This is a genomic window from Bacillus cereus group sp. MYBK216-1, from assembly GCF_051916495.1.
In the GTDB taxonomy this organism is placed as follows: Bacteria; Bacillota; Bacilli; order Bacillales; family Bacillaceae_G; genus Bacillus_A; species Bacillus_A thuringiensis_K.
The window spans coordinates 107,601-125,819 of record NZ_JBQAGT010000006.1 but is presented as its reverse complement, the minus strand read 5'-3'; the positions used below and the strand labels follow the sequence as shown (position 1 = coordinate 125,819).

Here is an 18,219-nt window from a genome sequence, read left to right as displayed (position 1 = left end):
TAAAATAAAAAAGTGATTAGAGAAATAAGATTATTTATATGAAATGCATTAATAATAATTGATAGCTTTTTAAAGAAGATATACATATCTCTGTCAACTTAGTATAGAGAAATAACCAAATTACAATAGTTTTTCCTGCTGGTAAAAATATAGAGGTGAGTAAATGGGAAATTATACTTCTTCAATCTTATATGATGTTGAGCCTTGTAAAAGTTCTGAACAGAATTGTATTGATGATGTAATTGCTACGTTAGCTAATTGGTTTAAGCGTAAACATTATTTAATGTACGCTAGATTATGGGATTTTGGTTTTTCTCCTGTCGATAATGGAAATCTAGGGGATGGTTTATATACAGAGTCTGGTTATTTTGTAAGTGATTTAGAAAAATATCATGGTATAAAAAGTACTATATTTGATACAGATTCATCCGATGAAGGATTTGAAATTATATTAGAACAATTATACTCGGGATTTCCTGTGGTGGTAACCATGAATGCATACTGGCTTCCTTGGGATGAAAATTATCTAAAAAATCATATTGTTCATTCATTTGTTATTGTAGGATATGAGCCCGAAGAAGACTGTTTAATTATTACCGATCCATATTTTATGGTTAAAAATGCACAACTTTCAACAGAACTTTTTCATAAGGGTTATCAAAAAGTAAGTACTTTAAAAGTTACTGAAGATGAAATCACAGACATACAATCGATTACAACCGATTTGTCAAATTGGATAAAACATATAAAAGATGAAAAACATATTTTTTCACAAATGCACCTTTTTGCTACGAAACTAATAAGTAGGTTTGATTTAAATAAAGAGACAGATGGATATTCAGACTTTAATGATGTTCCGTTATTCTCACATTTAGGTCAAGTTGTAGATGGCCGAGTGAAGTTTTCAAAAATGCTTTCGTTTCTTGGTGAGCGTTATCACTCGGACTTCCAAACTATCGCTGAATCTATGAAGACAGCAGCTGCCAATTGGGGAGTAATTCGTGGATCATTGATAAAAATGCACTTAACAAAATCAGTAACTAAAGAAGGAATAGTAAACATTTCAGATAAAATTCACCATGCTGCAGAATACGAGCAAAATTTAGCTGAACAAATAATGACATTTCTTTTTTCTGTTATAAAAGGTAATACAAAGAATGTAATCATAGATTCTTCTCCATCGATAGAAGAGACTACTAATTATGTAAAACCACTCGATAATATGGAGAGAAAGCTAGTTGATATATGGAAAGAAGTTATAGGTAATCCTTGTATTGGTGTGGAAGATAATTTTTTCGCACTTGGTGGTCATTCCCTTCATGCTACTGTAATCAACGCTAAAATATGGAAAGAATTTAATGTGCAATTATCATTAGCAAATCTTTTTGAGTATCCAACAATAAGAACTTTAAGTCATTTTATTAAAAATTCAAAAGAAAATAGGTTGCAAGAGATAGAAATAGTACCGGAATCTGAGGTATACCCGGTTTCATCGACTCAAAAAAGAATGATGTTATTACAAGAGATGGATGGGGTACAGATGACATACAATGTACCAAGTTGTTTTATTCTTAAAGGAACGGTGGATCGGAAAAGAATAGAATTAGTCTTTGAAAAGCTTATTAAACGCCATGAAATACTCAGAACACAGTTTGAGTGGCAGGGGGATCAATTAGTACAGAGAGTATTAGAACAGGTAACATTTGAGCTAGAAATGATAAAGGGAGATTATAAAGAATGGTTGCAACCATTTAATCTTTCTAAGGTTCCGTTAATGCGGGCTGGACTAAAGGAGCTAAAAGATAATAGTTATTTACTTGTAATTGACCTTCATCACATCATAACAGATGGCGTGTCTTTAAGTATCTTTATGCATAATTTTAAGGCCTTATATGCTGGGGAAACATTGCCGGAAAATCGTTTGCAATATAAAGATTATGCTGTGTGGGAACAAAAATTATTATCTTCTAAAGAATTTGATATCCATGAGAAATACTGGGAAGAATTATTCTCAGGGGATATACCAGTTCTTGAATTACCATATGATCGAGGTCGGCCACCTGTAAAGAGTTTTGAGGGTGAACAATATAATTTCCAAGTAAACAAGGAAATTACTCGGAAAATAAAAAAAATAGCACTAGAAACTGATACGACACCTTTTATGTTACTTATGGCTACCTTCACTATTTTTCTGTACAAGCATGGGGAACAAAAGGATGTCATTATAGGATCACCAGTTGCAGGTAGGCCGCATGCTGATCTGTTACCTCTTATGGGGCTGTTTGTAAATACGATTGCATTACGTTATCAAATAAATCCAGATCAATCTTTTATTAATCACTTGAAAAAAGTGAAAAACGATACGTTAGAAGCTTTCGAACATCAGGTGTATCCATTTGATCAATTAGTGGAAAAATTAGATCTTTCTAGAGACTTAAGCCGAAGTGCTTTATTTGATGTCATGTTTGTATTACAAAATTCGGATGAAAAACATACAGTTGTGGATGGATTAGAAATTAGCACGGAAACAAACACAGATACACTAACAAGTAAGTTTGATTTAACTCTTATTGCTGAAGAAAATAAAGATATATATGAATTCACTTTTGAATATGCTACATCTTTATTTGATAAATCAACAATAGTAGAATTTGGACGGCGATTTAACCTTCTATTAGAAGAAATAACAACTCATCCTAATGTTAGTCTAAAAGATATTCAAATGTTAACAAGTGAGGAAAAAGAACTTGTTTTATCTGCGACTCAGGAGAAAGAAAAAATAAAAATAGAGACTGATTTTAATTGGGATATAGGTTAATTGATTTCCCAGGTCTCAGAAGGAGTAATTACATGGATAATCATGAAAAAATACGTCAATACATTAAAAAAAATCTTATTATTTTTAATGCAGAGGAAACTATTGTTGCTAATGATGACAACATATTTGAAAAAGGTTATGTAAATTCGCTCTTTGCTATGCAAATGTTAAATTTCATAGAAACGGAGTTTGATATAGTAGTAGATAATGATGAACTTGATATTATTAACTTTTCTACTATTAATAATATGGTTGATCTAATTAACAAAAAGAAGAATGGGAATTTCACAGTATGAGTAATGCAGAAGAGATTCTGGGAGTAGTTGATGAGTTTGCGGAAAAGAAGCTTCGGCCTCGAGCAAGTGAGTTTGAAAGTAATGAAGAGCTTCCCTATGATGTGATACAAGAAATCTCAAGTTATGGTGTATTGGGTGCAACGATACCAAAAGAATATGGTGGGCTTTCTCTTGATTCTTTAGATTATGGTCGTCTTACTGAAATCATTGGTAAAGCTTGTAATTCGGTTCGTGAATTACTTACAGTTCATGTATCTTTAGTAGGGGAGTCAATTAAAAGGTGGGGGACTGAAGAGCAAAAGAGAAAATGGTTACCTGAGATGGCAAAGGGGAACCTATTATTTTCATTTGCCCTAACTGAGCCAGAGGTTGGTTCTGATGCAAAAGCGGTTGGAACTTCCTATAAACAAGTTAATGATCATTTTATTCTTAATGGGCACAAAAAATGGATTTCTTTTGCTGACATTGCGGATTGTTTTTTAGTTTTTGCGTCTAGTGAGGGAAAAGTTAGCGCTTTTATTGTTGAACGGTCAATGACGGGTGTTTCTACAAATAAAATGAGTAAACTGTTAGCAAGTAATTCCTCGCATATAGCTGAGATTCATTTGCAAGATGTAAAGGTACCAGCTGAAAATTTGTTAGGACCAATTGGGGGTGGATGGAGTTATGTAGTTAACACAGCTCTTGATCATGGTAGATATAGTATTGCCTGGGCGGGAGTAGCCATTGCTCAAGAAGCACTAGAAGCAATGGTAGCTTATTCAAGAAGAAGAAAACAAGGAAATAAATATATATGTGAATATGAAGCAATTCAAACAATTTTAGCAGAAGCAAGTGTAAATATAAAAGCAGCTCGTTCGTTATGCCAAGAGGCTGGGAAAAAGCGTCAGGATAGACATACTGATGCTGTAATTGAAACAACCATTGCAAAATATTTTGCCTCAAAGATGGCTATGAAGGTAGCCACAGACGCTGTCCAAGTGTTTGGTGGAAACGGGTTTTCAAGAGAATATCCTGTTGAGCGTTTATTTAGGGAAGCAAAGGTTTTAGAAATTATTGAAGGTACCTCGCAGGTACTTCAGCCAATTATTGCGCAGCATGCACTTCACACTTGTTCTCAAAAGGGAGGACTTTTAAGAATATGATTTATGAATTGGTAAAAGAAAAGGATGAATTCAAACAAATATCTCCACTTCTCGTTGATTATAAGAACCATCCAATACTTAATGGTGTAGCTCATGGTTACAATAAGGGACATATTTATGTGGATAATCCTAATAACCCTAGATGTGCACTTGTATGGGCAGAACAAGAAATTTTTTATTTATTAGGTGATCCTACAAGTAATTTTGTTTCAAGTCTACCAACTTTTATTAAAGAAGTAATTGCACCTGAGGCTCAGCAGATAGGGGATGACTTTTTTCAGGTTGAATTATTACCCGAATCAAAATGGAAACAGGTTGTCGAGGAACAATTGCAAATGTTTATTCCTAAACCTTACACTCGAGTAACATTTACTTTTGATCCGGAGTCTTATAATAAGTTATCTAAACCTAATATGCCTGATGAGGTAACGGTGGAACGTATTACAATCGACATGTTATCAGATAAAAAGTTCGCAATGGTACGGGATGATATTGTTGATTTTTGGGAGTCAACTCAGGATTTCATCCGAAATGGATTTGGTTATGTAGTTATGGTACATGAACAAGTTGTAACTAGTTGCTTATCGGTTTTTGCAACAGATACTGATGTGGAAATTGGAATTAATACTTATGATTTATTCCAGCGAGGTAAAGGGTATGCTTGGTTGGCTGCAAGAGCATTCTTGGATGACTGTTTAAAACAAGGAAGAACACCACATTGGAAGACAGAGGATTTTCGTATTCCATCTATTAAACTAGCGGGAAAAGTTGGATTCACAAATCTTCAAACCTATACAGCTTATGTGTTTCCTTATAACGAATTAGATAATTTCGTTTTTACCGCATACCATCAACTAAGATACTATTCAGATTTTAATAAAGCTAGTGAGTTTGTACAAAAAGCTCGTACTATAGGAGATTTAAATGCATGGCATCACTTTTTACTTTCATGTGGTTATTCATTAATTGATAGAATCGATCTTTCGTTAAAGCATATGAATCTTGCACTGGATTTAGGATGGAATGATGTATCAGATATTCGCTATGTAGTTGATTTAGTGAATTTAAGAAAAACTGAAGAGGGACGAGCTTTATTAGATAGAGTTGAAGATAGCTTAAGATGAAAAAAAGGGAGATAAAAAGATGAATATTGTATTTATGTTTCCTGGCGTAGGATCCCATTATTCTGGAATGGGTAAGTACCTTTATGAAAACTTCCCTGTAGCACGTGAGATATTTGAAGAAGCAAGTGACACTCTAAAAATAGACATGGCTTCCCTTTGTATGGAGAAGATATACAAAGCTGACCTTGAAAAGTTACAAAATTCACAGACTGCTTTAGTAACAACTAGCATGGCAGCTTTTCGAGTTTTTGAACAGGAAATAGGCAATAAACCAGAGGCAATGATTGGATATTCTTTGGGAGAATATACAGCTCTATGTGCTTCTGGAGCAATTGCATTTTCAGATACCTTAAAATTAGTACAAGAACGTAGTACGATTTTGAGTAGCTATGCATTGACTATAGATGGAACTATGGCATGGGTTAACAATCTTCCTCCAGAAATTGTTGAAGGTATTTGTTCAGAATTGTTAACCAAGGGACAGGAAGTATATATATCGGCTTATGACACTCCAAATAAAACATCAATTTCTGGTACAAACTCTGCGGTTCAGTTAGCTTGTGAAATGGTAGTAGAGCATGGGGGAATTGCAATCCCCCTTAAATTAAGTGGGCCATTTCATTCTCCTATGATGCAACCTGCTGCTGAAAAATATAAGAGTGTACTAGAAAATATAGATATGAAACAGCCATTAGTACCTGTCATAGCGAATCATGATAGTTCAATGTATAAAGGTGTAGAAAATATAAGAGAAAACCTTTACTTACAATTAATAAAGCCTGTGAAATGGTTGGACATGATTCACTATCTAATGAATCAAGGGTCTATGAAAGCTATTGAAATGGGACCAAAGGAAGTCTTGAAGTATCTTCTGCAAGCTATTAACCCTGCTATATCGACATTTAATTATGAAAGGGAGAAAGATATCCTAAATACAAAAAATTCTTTTACATTACAAGAATCTGATTATGAAGAAGTTATATCAGGGTGTTTAACTGTAGTTGTAAGTACAAAAAATTATAATACAGATTTAAGTGATTATCAGAAAAAGGTAGTACTCCCATTTCAAAAGGTCCAAAGTCAATTGGAAGAAAAAATTAATTCGGGGTATTCAGTGGAGAAAAGTGATGTAGAAGAAGCAATCCAAATGATGAAAACAGCACTTACTGAAAAACAGATTAAAGAGAGAGAACAAAAACGTTACCTGCAAAGAGTTCTTCAATGTAAAAGTTTTTAGGTATAAATTATTAATATATTAAGGGAGCGATGATGGATAAATGTTCAAGAAAATTGGTATTGTAGGTGCTGGAACAATGGGGATCGGCATGGCAGTAGATTTAGTGCTGCATGGTCTAGAAACGGTATTAATTGATGTTACAGAAGAGCAGTTAGAAATAGCGGAAGAGAAAATATTAGAGACAGTTCGCTTTGCTCCTCTAATTAATAAAGCATTTCCTAGAATGCATAAGGAAGAAGTACTTTCGTTAATAAGTAGCTCTACTAATCTTGATGAAGTGGCTGAATGTGATTATATAGTAGAAAATGTTCCAGAAAACTGGCAAATTAAAGAGCCGATCTATAGAAGATTAGATGAGATATGTAAAAAGGATACAATTTTTGGAGTCAATACGTCTTGTATCTCAATAACAAAAGTAGGAGGAGTAACAAAGCGTCCAGATAAAATAATAGGAATGCATTTTATGAATCCGGTATATATGAAACCATCTATAGAAGTTATTAGAGGGTATTTAACTTCAGATGAAACGGTCGAAAAAGCTCAATCTTTCCTCAAACAATTAGATAAAGATGCAATTGTGGTTAATGATCAGACTGGGTTTGTTTCTAACCGTATCTCCCACTTATTCATGAATGAATCGGCTTGGGTTGTAATGGATGGTGTAGCAACACCTAAACAGGTAGACGATATATTTAAAAAATGCTTTGGACACACAATGGGTCCATTAGAAACAGCAGATTTAATTGGGTTAGATACAGTATTACATTCATTAAATGTACTTTATGAGGAATATCAAGATCCAAAGTTTAGATGTTGCCCATTACTTAAAAAGATGGTGGATGCAGGTGAATGTGGTAGAAAGAGTGGTAAAGGTTTTTACGCTTATTAAAATTAAAAATTACAAATAGGGGTGTATAAAATGCAAGATAAAAATTTAGAACAAATTATTCATATGTATATTCAAGATCATGTAGGTATTGAATTTAATGATGATACTGAGATTTTTGAAGAAGGATTAGTTAATTCTTTATTTGCAATCCAATTGATGACTTTTCTTGAAAAAGAATTTGCCATAAAGGTAACCATGGATGACTTAGATATGGATAACTATAAGTCTGTAAATTCTATTGGTAATTTTATAAGAAATAAGCAAATGGTTCGGTAATGGACATGAAACAATACTTAGAGCCATCTCAAAATAAAATGTATCATAATTTTTTGGATTTTGTTTGTGAATATATAGAACCTCATGCTAATAGTTGGGAGATTGAACAAGGCATTCCATCAGACATAATAAAGACTTGTGCTAAAAATGGTTATTTAGGTGGAACGCTTCCAGCGGAGTATGGTGGATTAGAATGGGATTATATAACGTATGGGTTATTTACTGAAGCCATAGCAAGAGGTAGTGTCTCTCTTTCGGGATTATTTAATGTCCATACGATGGTAACAGAAACGATTTTAAAATGGGGAACAGAAAATCAAAAAAATCAGTGGTTACCACTACTTGCATCTGGTAATCAAATAGCTGCATTAGCTCTTACTGAACCTGGAGCAGGATCAGATTTAAATATGATTAAAACGAACTTCGATCAACACGGGGATAAATTAATACTTAATGGAGTGAAGAAGTGGATCACTTTTGGTGCAGCTGCTGATGTGTTTTTGGTATTTGGAAAACTAAATGGTGAACAACCAATTGCCTGTTTAGTACCAAAAGATAGTGTGGGTGTAAATGTTACTCATATAAGAGACATGCTTGGATTTAAAGCTGCATATTTGGCAGAAATTGAATTCAATAATGTAGAAATACCTTTAGAAAATATCATTGGTAGACCAGGATTTGCTTTTACTTACCTTGCACCGTATGCTTTAGAATTTGGGCGTATTTCAATTGCCTTTGCTGCTCTTGGTGTATTACGTACTTGTTTAGAAATCTGTGGGAATCATGTATTACATAGAAGCGCATTTGGTAACTCTCTAATTGATCATGGCATGATTTCACATATGGTTACAGATATGGGAGTAGATTTAGAAGCTTCTATACTCCTTAGTTTAGAAGCTTGTAAGGCCAAAAATGAACATCGAGCTGATGCTACTGAAAAGATTATGATTGCAAAATATTTTGCATCGCGCTCGGGTACAAGGCATTCAACGAATGCTGTACAGATTATGGGAGCACTTGGTTGTAATGATAATTATTCAATATCAAGGTGCTTTAGAGATTCTAAAACAATGGAGATCGTTGAGGGGAGTAATCAAATTCATCAGCTATTACTTGGTAAGGGATTTGCTAAAAAAGCGAAACGTGCCATTGAAAAAATACCTGTAACTAAAGGAGTGATACAACCCGGATGAGTACATGTATACAAAAGCTGTTTGAAGAACAAGTAGTCCGTACGCCAGATGAGGTTGCTGTTATTTTTAAAAAAGAAACATTAACCTATAAGGAATTAAATGAAAAAAGTAACCAATTAGCTCGTCTTTTACGTGAAGGTGGAGTTGGACCAGATACAGTTGTAGGTATTATGGTAGAGCGATCTATCGAAATGGTTGTCGGAATTTTCGGGATATTAAAAGCGGGCGGAGCATATCTGCCGCTTTCCCCGAATCATCCATCATCACGATTACAATTCATTATAGAAGATAGCGGTGCTAAATTAATACTGACGCAAAAGCAAATCCTACATCGTTTTCAAGATAGTTTGAAAGCTGATATGTTGGCTTTAGATTCGATTTCCTATGAAGGAAAGGGTGAAAATCTAGAGTGTATTAACAAACCCTCTGATCTTGTGTATGTAATATACACTTCCGGTTCAACCGGGAAACCTAAGGGTGTTATGATTGAGCATTCGGCCTTAATAAATCGAATTGAGTGGATGCAAGAGGCTTATCCAATTAGTTCAAAGGATACTATATTACAAAAGACCCCTTATACATTTGATGTGTCCGTATGGGAGATGTTCTGGTGGGCCATAGTTGGAGCCAGAGTATGTATTCTTGCGCCGGGGATGGAGAAGTTTCCACAGGCTATTATTGAGACAACTGAAAGTAATGACGTGACAATTATGCATTTTGTACCATCTATGTTAAGTGCATTTTTACACTATCTTGATGTGACAGGTGAAACTAACCGAATAAAATCGTTGAAACAAGTATTTGTTAGTGGTGAGGCACTACTGTCTCAACATGTAAACCGTTTTAACAAGCTGCTAAATTTCTCTAATGGTACACTTCTTACTAATCTGTACGGACCTACTGAAGCAACCATTGATGTGACTGCTTATGATTGTCCGACACATGAGATTACAGAAGGGAGCGTTCCAATAGGGCGAGCAATTAAGAATATTGAGATGTTTGTTGTTGATAAATATGGTAATAAACTTCCGGAAGGCCATATAGGAGAATTATGTATCTCAGGTATAGGATTAGCACGTGGATATGTAAATAGGCCGCAATTAACGGCAGAAAAGTTTGTACAATATTCCCTTGATACCCGTATATATAAAACCGGTGACTTAGCTTTAATAAGATCGGATGGGAATATTGAGTTTCATGGAAGAATTGATTTTCAAGTTAAAGTTAATGGCCTTCGTATTGAGTTAGGGGAAATAGAATCGTGTTTAATGTCTTGTGAAGGAGTTTTACAATGTGCGGTAATTGTAAGACAAGAATCTGAGATGGTAGTTAAGTTAATAGCTTTCTATGAGTCAGAAAATGATATTGAGTTAGAGAGGTTAAAAAAATATCTACGCTTATTTTTACCAGATTATATGATACCTAACAGTTTTGTACGTGTAAATGAAATGCCATTAACGGATAGCGGAAAGATAGATAGAAAAGCACTTGCCTTATTAGGTTCCGATAAATATTTACACCATACCACACTTGTAGGAGGTTCTGTTAATGAGGAAAGCAGTAAAGATTCATAAAGAAGATATTGAAGATGTAATCGCCCTTACACCAGTGCAGGAAGGTATTCTTTATCATTATTTGAAAGAACCCGAAGGAAAGCTATATCATGAAGAACTTCGACTTTGCTTAACTGGAAAAATTAATATTCCAAAGTTTGAAGAGGCGTGGAATTATGTAACGCGGGAAAATGAAATGCTGCGTACAATTTTTCGATGGGAAAAAGTTAAACAACCTGTACAACTTATACTAAAAGAGCATACTCCGAACATTATTTATAGTGATGGCAAAGTATCTAATGATACAGAAAGCTTTGATTTACAAACAGTTCCCTTTTCTATCGAACTGTGCCATTTGAACGAAGGCGAATATGAAATGGTTTTACGTCATCATCATATTTTGTTTGATGGTTGGAGTAATAGTATTATTTTACAAGAGTTTATTAAGGTATATCGAGAGTTAATAAAGGGAGATGTACCATCATCTATAAATAAAAAGAAATTTAAAGAATATATACTATGGCAACAAAAACAAGATAAATCAAAACAAAAGCTTTTTTGGGAACAATATTTAAATGAATTAATTGAACAAATAAATTTATCCAATAAAAATTCTAATCAACTAAAAAAAGCAAAAACATATGTAAAAGAGATAGATAAAGAGCGAAGTGATAGATTTCGAAGTTTTGCAAGTAATCAAGGTGTAACATTGGCTACATTATTCTATACAGCCTGGGGTCTATTATTACAAAGGTACAAAAATTCAGAGGACGTAATATTCGGTACAACAGTATCTGGGCGTTCAATTCCAATGCACGGTCTGAGTGAAATGGTAGGTTTATTTATAAATACACCACCACTTCGTGTAAGTGCTGATGGGAGAATGACTGTTTCAGATCTTTTACAAAGAATTCAAAGTGATGTCCAAAGAAGAACTGAATATGAAACGACTCCAATTGTTGATTTAAACGTGTCATTTGACACTATTATGGTAGTTGAGAATTATCCTCTTGATATAGAAAAGCTGAAAGAAATTGATGAAAGTGTAAGAATTTCAGGTTATGAAGTAAATGAAATGACCAACTATGATTTAACCGTCTCAATAGAGTGTTTCGATTCTATTAAACTTGCAATGATGTGGCCTGAAGATGTATTTGATGAATCCATTATTACCAGTATAACTAACCATTTTATACAGCTATTAGATTCAATGCTTTTAGATGAAGGACAACCAATACAAACTCTTAAAATGTTAGATGAGGCAGAAGAAAAGTTTTTGCTTCAAGGTGGTCAAAATCAAAGTGCTACATTCCCACACACAACACTTCATCAATTAATTGAGATGCAAGCTGAAAAGCATCCTAAGAGAGTGGCACTTACATTTGAGAATAGTGAGATGACTTATGGAGAGTTGAATGAGCGTGCGGATAAAGTGGCATTTGCTCTTCTAAAAGAAGGTGTAACTTTAGATTCTCCAGTAGCTGTAATGTTGGATTACTCATTTAATATGATTATCTCTTTACTTGGTATTTTAAAAGCAGGTGGGGCTTATGTTCCAATTGATCCTGATTATCCTCAGGAACGAATTGATTTTATTCTTCAAGATAGTGGTTCGAATGTAATAATAACCTCAAATTTATTTGAGGATAAAGTTAAATTTGATAGCACAAAGCTTTTTATTGAAGAACTCAATGAGACACCTATGCAAGATTTCGAGAGAGTAGATGTTGCCCCAAATAATTTAGCATATGTCATTTATACTTCTGGAACAACAGGACGTCCTAAAGGGGTTATGATTGAACATAGTAATGTAATACAACTTGTCATGCATCAACCAAATAGTTTTAAATTCTCTAGTGATGATGTGTGGTTACTATTTCATTCTTTCTGTTTTGATATGTCAGTTTGGGAGATATTTGGATCACTTACTTATGGTGGACGTCTTGTCCTGGCAACAAAAGAAACAATCCGTGATACGTATAAACTTGCCCAGTTGATTGCAGATGAGGGAGTAACGGTATTGAATCAAACTCCATCTGCATTCTATGTTTTTCAACAAGTAGTTGAAGAGATGCCTAAACTTGCTTTTAAAATTAGGTTAATTACATTTGGAGGGGAAATGCTGAAGCCAGGTTTACTGCAAAGTTGGTTTAAGCGTTCACCTAATACGGTCATAGTAAATATGTATGGAATAACTGAGACGACAGTACATGTTACTTATAAGGAAATTGGAGAAAAAGAAATGCACAGTAATCTTAGTGCTATAGGCGTGCCTCTTCCTACGTATTCGTGCTATGTATTTGACAAACATATGAATCCTACACCTAAGGGAATGCAAGGGGAACTTTATGTTGGAGGGTATGGAGTTGCGCGGGGATATCTAAATCGTCCTGAACTAAACAGTGAACGTTTTATACAGAATCCTTATAATCCAAGTGAAAGATTATATAGATCAGGAGATTTAGTCCGTATTCTTGAAAATGGCGAAATGGAGTATATAGGTCGTAGTGATCATCAAGTGAAGATACGTGGTTATCGAATTGAAACAGGAGAAATAGAACATCATTTACAACAGCATGCGGATGTGAAGGAAGCGGTAGTTTTATCTATTGCTTTTGGAGAGGAACAAGAACTGTGTGCTTATATACTAACTGATCAAGATATATCTCAAAATGAATTACGTTATTATCTTACTGACAAAATACCTTCGTATATGATACCTATGTATTTTGTACTTTTAAGTGAAATGCCATTAACTACGAATGGAAAAGTTAATCGTCGTGCTTTACCTAAGCCTACTAAGTTAGTACAACCAAATGATTTACTAGATGAGCTTGAAACAACGGTAGCTGATGTTTGGAAGGAAGTTTTGGGGGTAGAAAAAGTAGGGTTGTATGATAATTTCTTTGATGTTGGAGGGAACTCCTTAAAAATGGTTCGATTGTTCTCTCGTTTACGAAGCAAGTTTGAAAAAGAACTTACAATGCCTATGTTATTCCGATACCCAACGGTTCATGATCAAGCTTCCTACTTTAGAAGTGATAATGCTATGGAACACCAACCTGAAGAAGTTAAGAAAGAAAATCTTTTATCTATGAATAAAAATGATGTAGCAGTGGTTGGTATGGCGGTTCGTATGCCAGGCGCTTCTAATCTTAAGCAATTCTGGTCAAATTTAGAACAAGGGATAGAATCCATTCGTACATTTACAGATGAAGAACTTAGTGAGATGGGCATACCAAAAGAAGTGATTCAAAAACCTAATTATATAAAATCTAAAGGGTATTTAGAAGATGTAGATGCATTTGATAATGAATTTTTTGATTACAGTCTAAAAGAAGCTGAAATGATGGATCCACAACTGCGAATACTTCATGAATGCGCATGGGAAGCACTAGAACAAGCAGGTGAGGTTAATTCTTCTCATATGGATACAGGAGTTTATGTTGGAGGATCACCAAATTTCCACTGGCTTCGTTCTATTGCTAGTGAATCTTCTAATACATTAGAAGATTTCCAAGCAATGTTGTTAAACGAAAAAGATTTCTTTGCTACTCGATTGGCTTATAAATTAAATCTAAAAGGACCAGCGATTACAGTACAAACAGCTTGTTCTACCTCCTTAGTTGCTATTCAAAACGCATGGGCAGATCTTATCGATGGACGATGCCACATAGCCTTGGCCGGGGGAGTAAGTATAACTTATCCAACAAAAACAGGATATTTATATGAAGATGGTATGATTTTCTCACCAGATGGTCATTGTCGAGCTTTTGATAAGGATGCTCAAGGAACAGTGGGTGGAAATGGTGCTGGTATTGTAGTACTGAAAAGGTTAGAGGACGCTCTTCGAGATGGGAATTTAATACATGGAGTTATTAAGGGGGCTGCAGTAAACAATGATGGGTCCAATAAGGCTGGATTTACAGCGCCAGGGGTTGATGGACAAGCTGCTGTTATAAAATCGGCTCATGAAATAGCTGGCGTTAAGCCTGAAGAAATCTCATATATAGAAACTCATGGTACTGGTACGCAACTAGGTGATCCTATAGAAGTAGAAGCATTGAAGTTAGCTTTTGGTAAGCAAGAACCAGGTAGAGTTTTAATTGGATCAGTGAAGACGAACATTGGACATTTAGATGCTGCAGCAGGAGTTGGAGGATTTATAAAGACGGTCTTAGCTTTGAAAAACAAGAAAATTCCGCCGAGCCTTCATTATAATAACCCAAACCCTAGCATTGATTTTGGAAAAAATCCGTTTCGTGTAAATACGGAACTTATCCCATGGAAAGAAGAGGTAAGAAGAGCGGGTGTTAGTTCGTTTGGGATGGGTGGAACTAATGCACATATAGTGTTAGAGTCTGTTCCTGACAATGCTAAGAATTTTGAAAAACAATCTTGTAACTTATTAACTGTTTCAGCAAAAACAGAGGAATCCTTAGATAAAGCTACTAACGATCTATTATTGCATTTGAAGGAGAATCCAGAGATATCACTATCTGATACAGCTTATACATTACAAAAAGGTCGTCGTGAATTTCCATATAGAACTGCTGTAGTTGCTAATGGAATAGAGGATGCCATAGAAAAACTTGGTGATACGGGACTAGAGAAAACAAACGCAATGGAGAGTAGACCTTTAGCCTTTCTTTTTTCAGGTCAAGGATTACAGTATATCAATATGGGTAGAGATTTATATGAAAATGAACCTGTATTTCGTGAACACGTTGATCAAGGTTTAGCCTTACTCTCAAATTGGTTAGAAATAGACATGAAAAATATTTTATATCCTACAAAGGAGACAGAGGATAAAGCAACTGAACAGTTAAATAGAACTTCAATGACGCAACCTCTACTATTCACTATTGAATATGCATTAGCCAAGCTTCTAATGAATTGGGGAGTTTATCCAAGGGTCATGTTTGGCCATAGTATTGGTGAGTTTGTAGCAGCTTGTTTAGCAGAAGTAATGTCTTATGAAGATGCATTACATTTAGTAATGATTAGAGGGAAGTTAATGAATAGCGTACCAGAAGGCGCTATGCTAAGTGTAAATTTATCTGTTGAAGAATTACAAACCTATATAACAGATGATGTAGATATAGCAGCTGTAAATTCCTCTCAACATTCAGTAATTTCTGGTACTGTACTTTCAATCAATAAAATTGAGGAATTACTTTTAAATCATGGAGTAAAGACAACGCGTCTATTTACTTCGCATGCTTTCCATTCTCGAATGATGGATGAAGTTCTAGATTCATTTGAGCAAGCTGTAGGAAATATAAAATTATCAAGTCCTAAAATACCTTATATATCTAATGTTACAGGTGAAATGATTACAGCAAATCAAGCCACATCACCTTCTTATTGGGCACAGCATCTACGAAGTACTGTTCAATTTTCAAAGGGATTATCTGAAATTTTTCATTTGAAAAATGTAATTTGCCTTGAGATTGGCCCAGGTAATGCATTATCAACTTTTGTATTAAAACATTTAAATAGAAGTAAAGATCAATTGGCTTTAAACATGTTACGTCATCCTCTGGATAAATCAAATGACTTCGAGCATTTATGCAAGCAAATGGGACGGTTATGGATGCAAGGTGGAACTATAAATTGGAATACTTTTAATAGCAGTGAGAATAAAAGGTTATTAGATTTACCAACGTATCCTTTCATGAAAAAACGATTTAAAGCTGATCCATTTTTTAATACTCAATCTCAGAGTTTAACTCAGGAAACAAGAGGCCATAATAAACAGGCTAATATTAAAGACTGGTTTTATTTGCCTTCTTGGGAACGCAAAACATTAAAATCTATACAAATAAAGAAAGAACAAAAATATAAATGGCTTATTTTCAATGATCATCTAAATCGATTCAATCGACTGATAGAAAAATTAAAAAGAGAAGGTCATGATGTAATTGAAGTTAAAACAGGTGGTGTTTTCTCTGAAAAATCCGACGGTTTATATACGATATGTCCATCTCAAAAAATGCATTATGAAATGCTATTTTCAGAATTAGAACAAAAAGATTTATTACCAAATAAGATTATACATGCTTGGAGCTTTAATCCAGTTAATGAGGTTATTCTCGATCAAGAGAGAATTGAACGATCAATGGATGAAGGATATTATTCGTTACTTTATATTGCACAAGCAATTGGGAAAATTAATTATGAGGGAGCATTACAGTTAAACATTTTTACTGACCGTATGTTTGAAGTTACAGGTACAGAGCTGAACTTAAAGCCAGAGCAAGCTACAATTCTAGGCTTTTCAAAAATATGCAATCTTGAGTTTCAAAATATAAAATGTCGTACCATTGATATGGATACAGATTCTCAACAAATGTTTGAAGAAGCGGGTTTAATGGAGAGTTTTGTGGATTCTACTGATATAGTTGTAGCTTATCGAGGACGTCATCGATGGGCGCAAACGATTATTCAAAGTCCTTTTGAGGAAGAAGATGTAGAAATTGATAGATTACGAGAGGGTGGCGTTTATTTAATTACTGGTGGACTTGGTGGAATTGGATTTGAAATTGCAAAAGATTTAGCTAATAGAGTACCAAATGTCAAACTTATATTGATTGGCCGCTCAGAGTTCCCACCTCGTAATCAATGGGAACAGTACTTAGAAAATAAAGGCGAGCGTGTAAGCCGAGTTATTTCTGATTTGTTGACAATGGAGTCTCAAGGTGCAGAATACATGATCCTAAGTTCTGATGTTTCCAATCAAGATGATATGAAACAGGCAATTGAAAAGGCTAAATCTCGTTTTGGTTCTATTAATGGCGTAATTCATGCAGCAGGTGTCGCTGATTATCTAGGTATTATGATGAATCGTGAAAAAGAATCTAATAATAAAATTTTAGCTCCGAAAATTAAAGGTACACTAGTACTCGATGCTTTATTAAAAGATGAACCAATTGATTTCTTCGTATTATGTTCATCAATTGGTAATGTGGCGTATCATATGAAATTTGGTCAGAGTGGTTATAATGCAGCGAATGAATTTTTAGATGCATTTGCGTTTTATAAGCGGGCTCATGATGGAGTGTTCACTGTAGCTATTAATTGGCCAGATTGGCAAGAGGTGGGTATGTCACTTAAGTCGGCTGAAATATGGGCAAAGCAATTTAATATGGATATGGAAAGTGTATTACATGATGGTGTAACTGTAGAAGAGGGTTTAAAAGTATTCCGTAGTATCATCAATAGAAATCAACAACAAGTCGTGGTTTCTCCAATAGATTTACATTGGAAACTTTTAAATGGTGCCAACTATTATAATGAACTATTGGAAAAAGGAAGTAAGAATAGATTAAAGCAGAATCGTTCAGATGTTTCCACAACGTATAGACCACCAACTAATGAAATTGAACAACAATTATACGAATTATTAAAAGATATGTTTGGAATCGAAGAAATAGGAATTTACGATAATTTCTTCGATCTAGGAATGAGTTCTTTAGATCTTGTTCGTATTAATGTGAAATTAAAAGAGGCCTTTAAACGAGACTTACCTATAGTTGTTCTTTATGAGCATACGTCAATTAAATCTCTTGCTAAATATTTAAGTAATCAAGAAGTAAATAACAATTTAACAAATAAAAAAGAGTTATTGAAAGCGAAATCGGTTATGAAAAATACATTATCTGCTTTAAAAAGTAGAAAGTAGTAAA

At 34.4% G+C, this 18,219-nt stretch carries 10 protein-coding genes; all 10 read left to right on the top strand.

Annotation, left to right across the window (positions count from 1 at the left end; genetic code table 11):
• Positions 1-163 precede the first annotated feature (163 nt).
• The 10 genes from ACTFRH_RS21610 to ACTFRH_RS21565 are packed head-to-tail and all read left to right on the top strand — an operon-like array spanning position 164 to position 18,215.
• Positions 164-2,818: a condensation domain-containing protein gene (locus ACTFRH_RS21610; RefSeq protein WP_003301874.1), complete on the top strand. Its 2,655-nt coding sequence runs from the start codon at positions 164-166 to the stop codon at positions 2,816-2,818.
• A 32-nt stretch (positions 2,819-2,850) separates the two neighbouring features.
• Entirely contained in the window at positions 2,851-3,114 is a 264-nt protein-coding gene (locus tag ACTFRH_RS21605) for an acyl carrier protein (protein ID WP_000368639.1), read from the top strand.
• The gene (locus ACTFRH_RS21600) at positions 3,111-4,259 is read left to right on the top strand and encodes an acyl-CoA dehydrogenase family protein (RefSeq protein WP_000063355.1); all 1,149 of its coding nucleotides are present in this window, start codon (positions 3,111-3,113) and stop codon (positions 4,257-4,259) included. The genes ACTFRH_RS21605 and ACTFRH_RS21600 overlap by 4 nt, the downstream gene beginning before the upstream one ends.
• Complete coding sequence (locus ACTFRH_RS21595) at positions 4,256-5,383, top strand: GNAT family N-acetyltransferase (RefSeq protein WP_000638857.1); 1,128 nt, start codon at positions 4,256-4,258, stop codon at positions 5,381-5,383. The genes ACTFRH_RS21600 and ACTFRH_RS21595 overlap by 4 nt, the downstream gene beginning before the upstream one ends.
• Positions 5,384-5,402: 19 nt before the next feature.
• On the top strand, positions 5,403-6,620 hold the full coding sequence (locus ACTFRH_RS21590) for an ACP S-malonyltransferase (RefSeq protein WP_001028184.1): 1,218 nt from the start codon (positions 5,403-5,405) through the stop codon (positions 6,618-6,620).
• A gap of 40 nt (positions 6,621-6,660) precedes the next feature.
• Positions 6,661-7,509, top strand: a complete 849-nt coding sequence (locus ACTFRH_RS21585; protein ID WP_000473347.1) for a 3-hydroxyacyl-CoA dehydrogenase family protein — start codon at positions 6,661-6,663, stop codon at positions 7,507-7,509.
• Positions 7,510-7,539: 30 nt separating this feature from the next.
• Complete coding sequence (locus ACTFRH_RS21580) at positions 7,540-7,785, top strand: acyl carrier protein (RefSeq protein WP_001152970.1); 246 nt, start codon at positions 7,540-7,542, stop codon at positions 7,783-7,785.
• Complete coding sequence (locus tag ACTFRH_RS21575) at positions 7,785-8,978, top strand: acyl-CoA dehydrogenase family protein (RefSeq protein WP_000367328.1); 1,194 nt, start codon at positions 7,785-7,787, stop codon at positions 8,976-8,978. The genes ACTFRH_RS21580 and ACTFRH_RS21575 overlap by 1 nt, the downstream gene beginning before the upstream one ends.
• On the top strand, positions 8,975-10,552 hold the full coding sequence (gene zmaJ, locus ACTFRH_RS21570; protein WP_033703046.1) for a zwittermicin A synthase ZmaJ: 1,578 nt from the start codon (positions 8,975-8,977) through the stop codon (positions 10,550-10,552). The genes ACTFRH_RS21575 and zmaJ overlap by 4 nt, the downstream gene beginning before the upstream one ends.
• Positions 10,527-18,215, top strand: a complete 7,689-nt coding sequence (locus ACTFRH_RS21565; protein WP_440048810.1) for an amino acid adenylation domain-containing protein — start codon at positions 10,527-10,529, stop codon at positions 18,213-18,215. Before zmaJ ends, ACTFRH_RS21565 begins: the two co-directional genes overlap by 26 nt.
• The last annotated feature ends 4 nt before the right edge of the window (positions 18,216-18,219 follow it).

What these genes read in the sequence shown, in the direction of transcription:
- ACTFRH_RS21610 (WP_003301874.1), top strand. Translation starts at nt 164, where the DNA reads ATGGGAAATTATACTTCTTCAATCTTATATGATGTTGAGCCTTGTAAA.
- ACTFRH_RS21605 (WP_000368639.1), top strand. Translation starts at nt 2,851, where the DNA reads ATGGATAATCATGAAAAAATACGTCAATACATTAAAAAAAATCTTATT.
- ACTFRH_RS21600 (WP_000063355.1), top strand. Translation starts at nt 3,111, where the DNA reads ATGAGTAATGCAGAAGAGATTCTGGGAGTAGTTGATGAGTTTGCGGAA.
- ACTFRH_RS21595 (WP_000638857.1), top strand. Translation starts at nt 4,256, where the DNA reads ATGATTTATGAATTGGTAAAAGAAAAGGATGAATTCAAACAAATATCT.
- ACTFRH_RS21590 (WP_001028184.1), top strand. Translation starts at nt 5,403, where the DNA reads ATGAATATTGTATTTATGTTTCCTGGCGTAGGATCCCATTATTCTGGA.
- ACTFRH_RS21585 (WP_000473347.1), top strand. Translation starts at nt 6,661, where the DNA reads ATGTTCAAGAAAATTGGTATTGTAGGTGCTGGAACAATGGGGATCGGC.
- ACTFRH_RS21580 (WP_001152970.1), top strand. Translation starts at nt 7,540, where the DNA reads ATGCAAGATAAAAATTTAGAACAAATTATTCATATGTATATTCAAGAT.
- ACTFRH_RS21575 (WP_000367328.1), top strand. Translation starts at nt 7,785, where the DNA reads ATGGACATGAAACAATACTTAGAGCCATCTCAAAATAAAATGTATCAT.
- zmaJ (WP_033703046.1), top strand. Translation starts at nt 8,975, where the DNA reads ATGAGTACATGTATACAAAAGCTGTTTGAAGAACAAGTAGTCCGTACG.
- ACTFRH_RS21565 (WP_440048810.1), top strand. Translation starts at nt 10,527, where the DNA reads ATGAGGAAAGCAGTAAAGATTCATAAAGAAGATATTGAAGATGTAATC.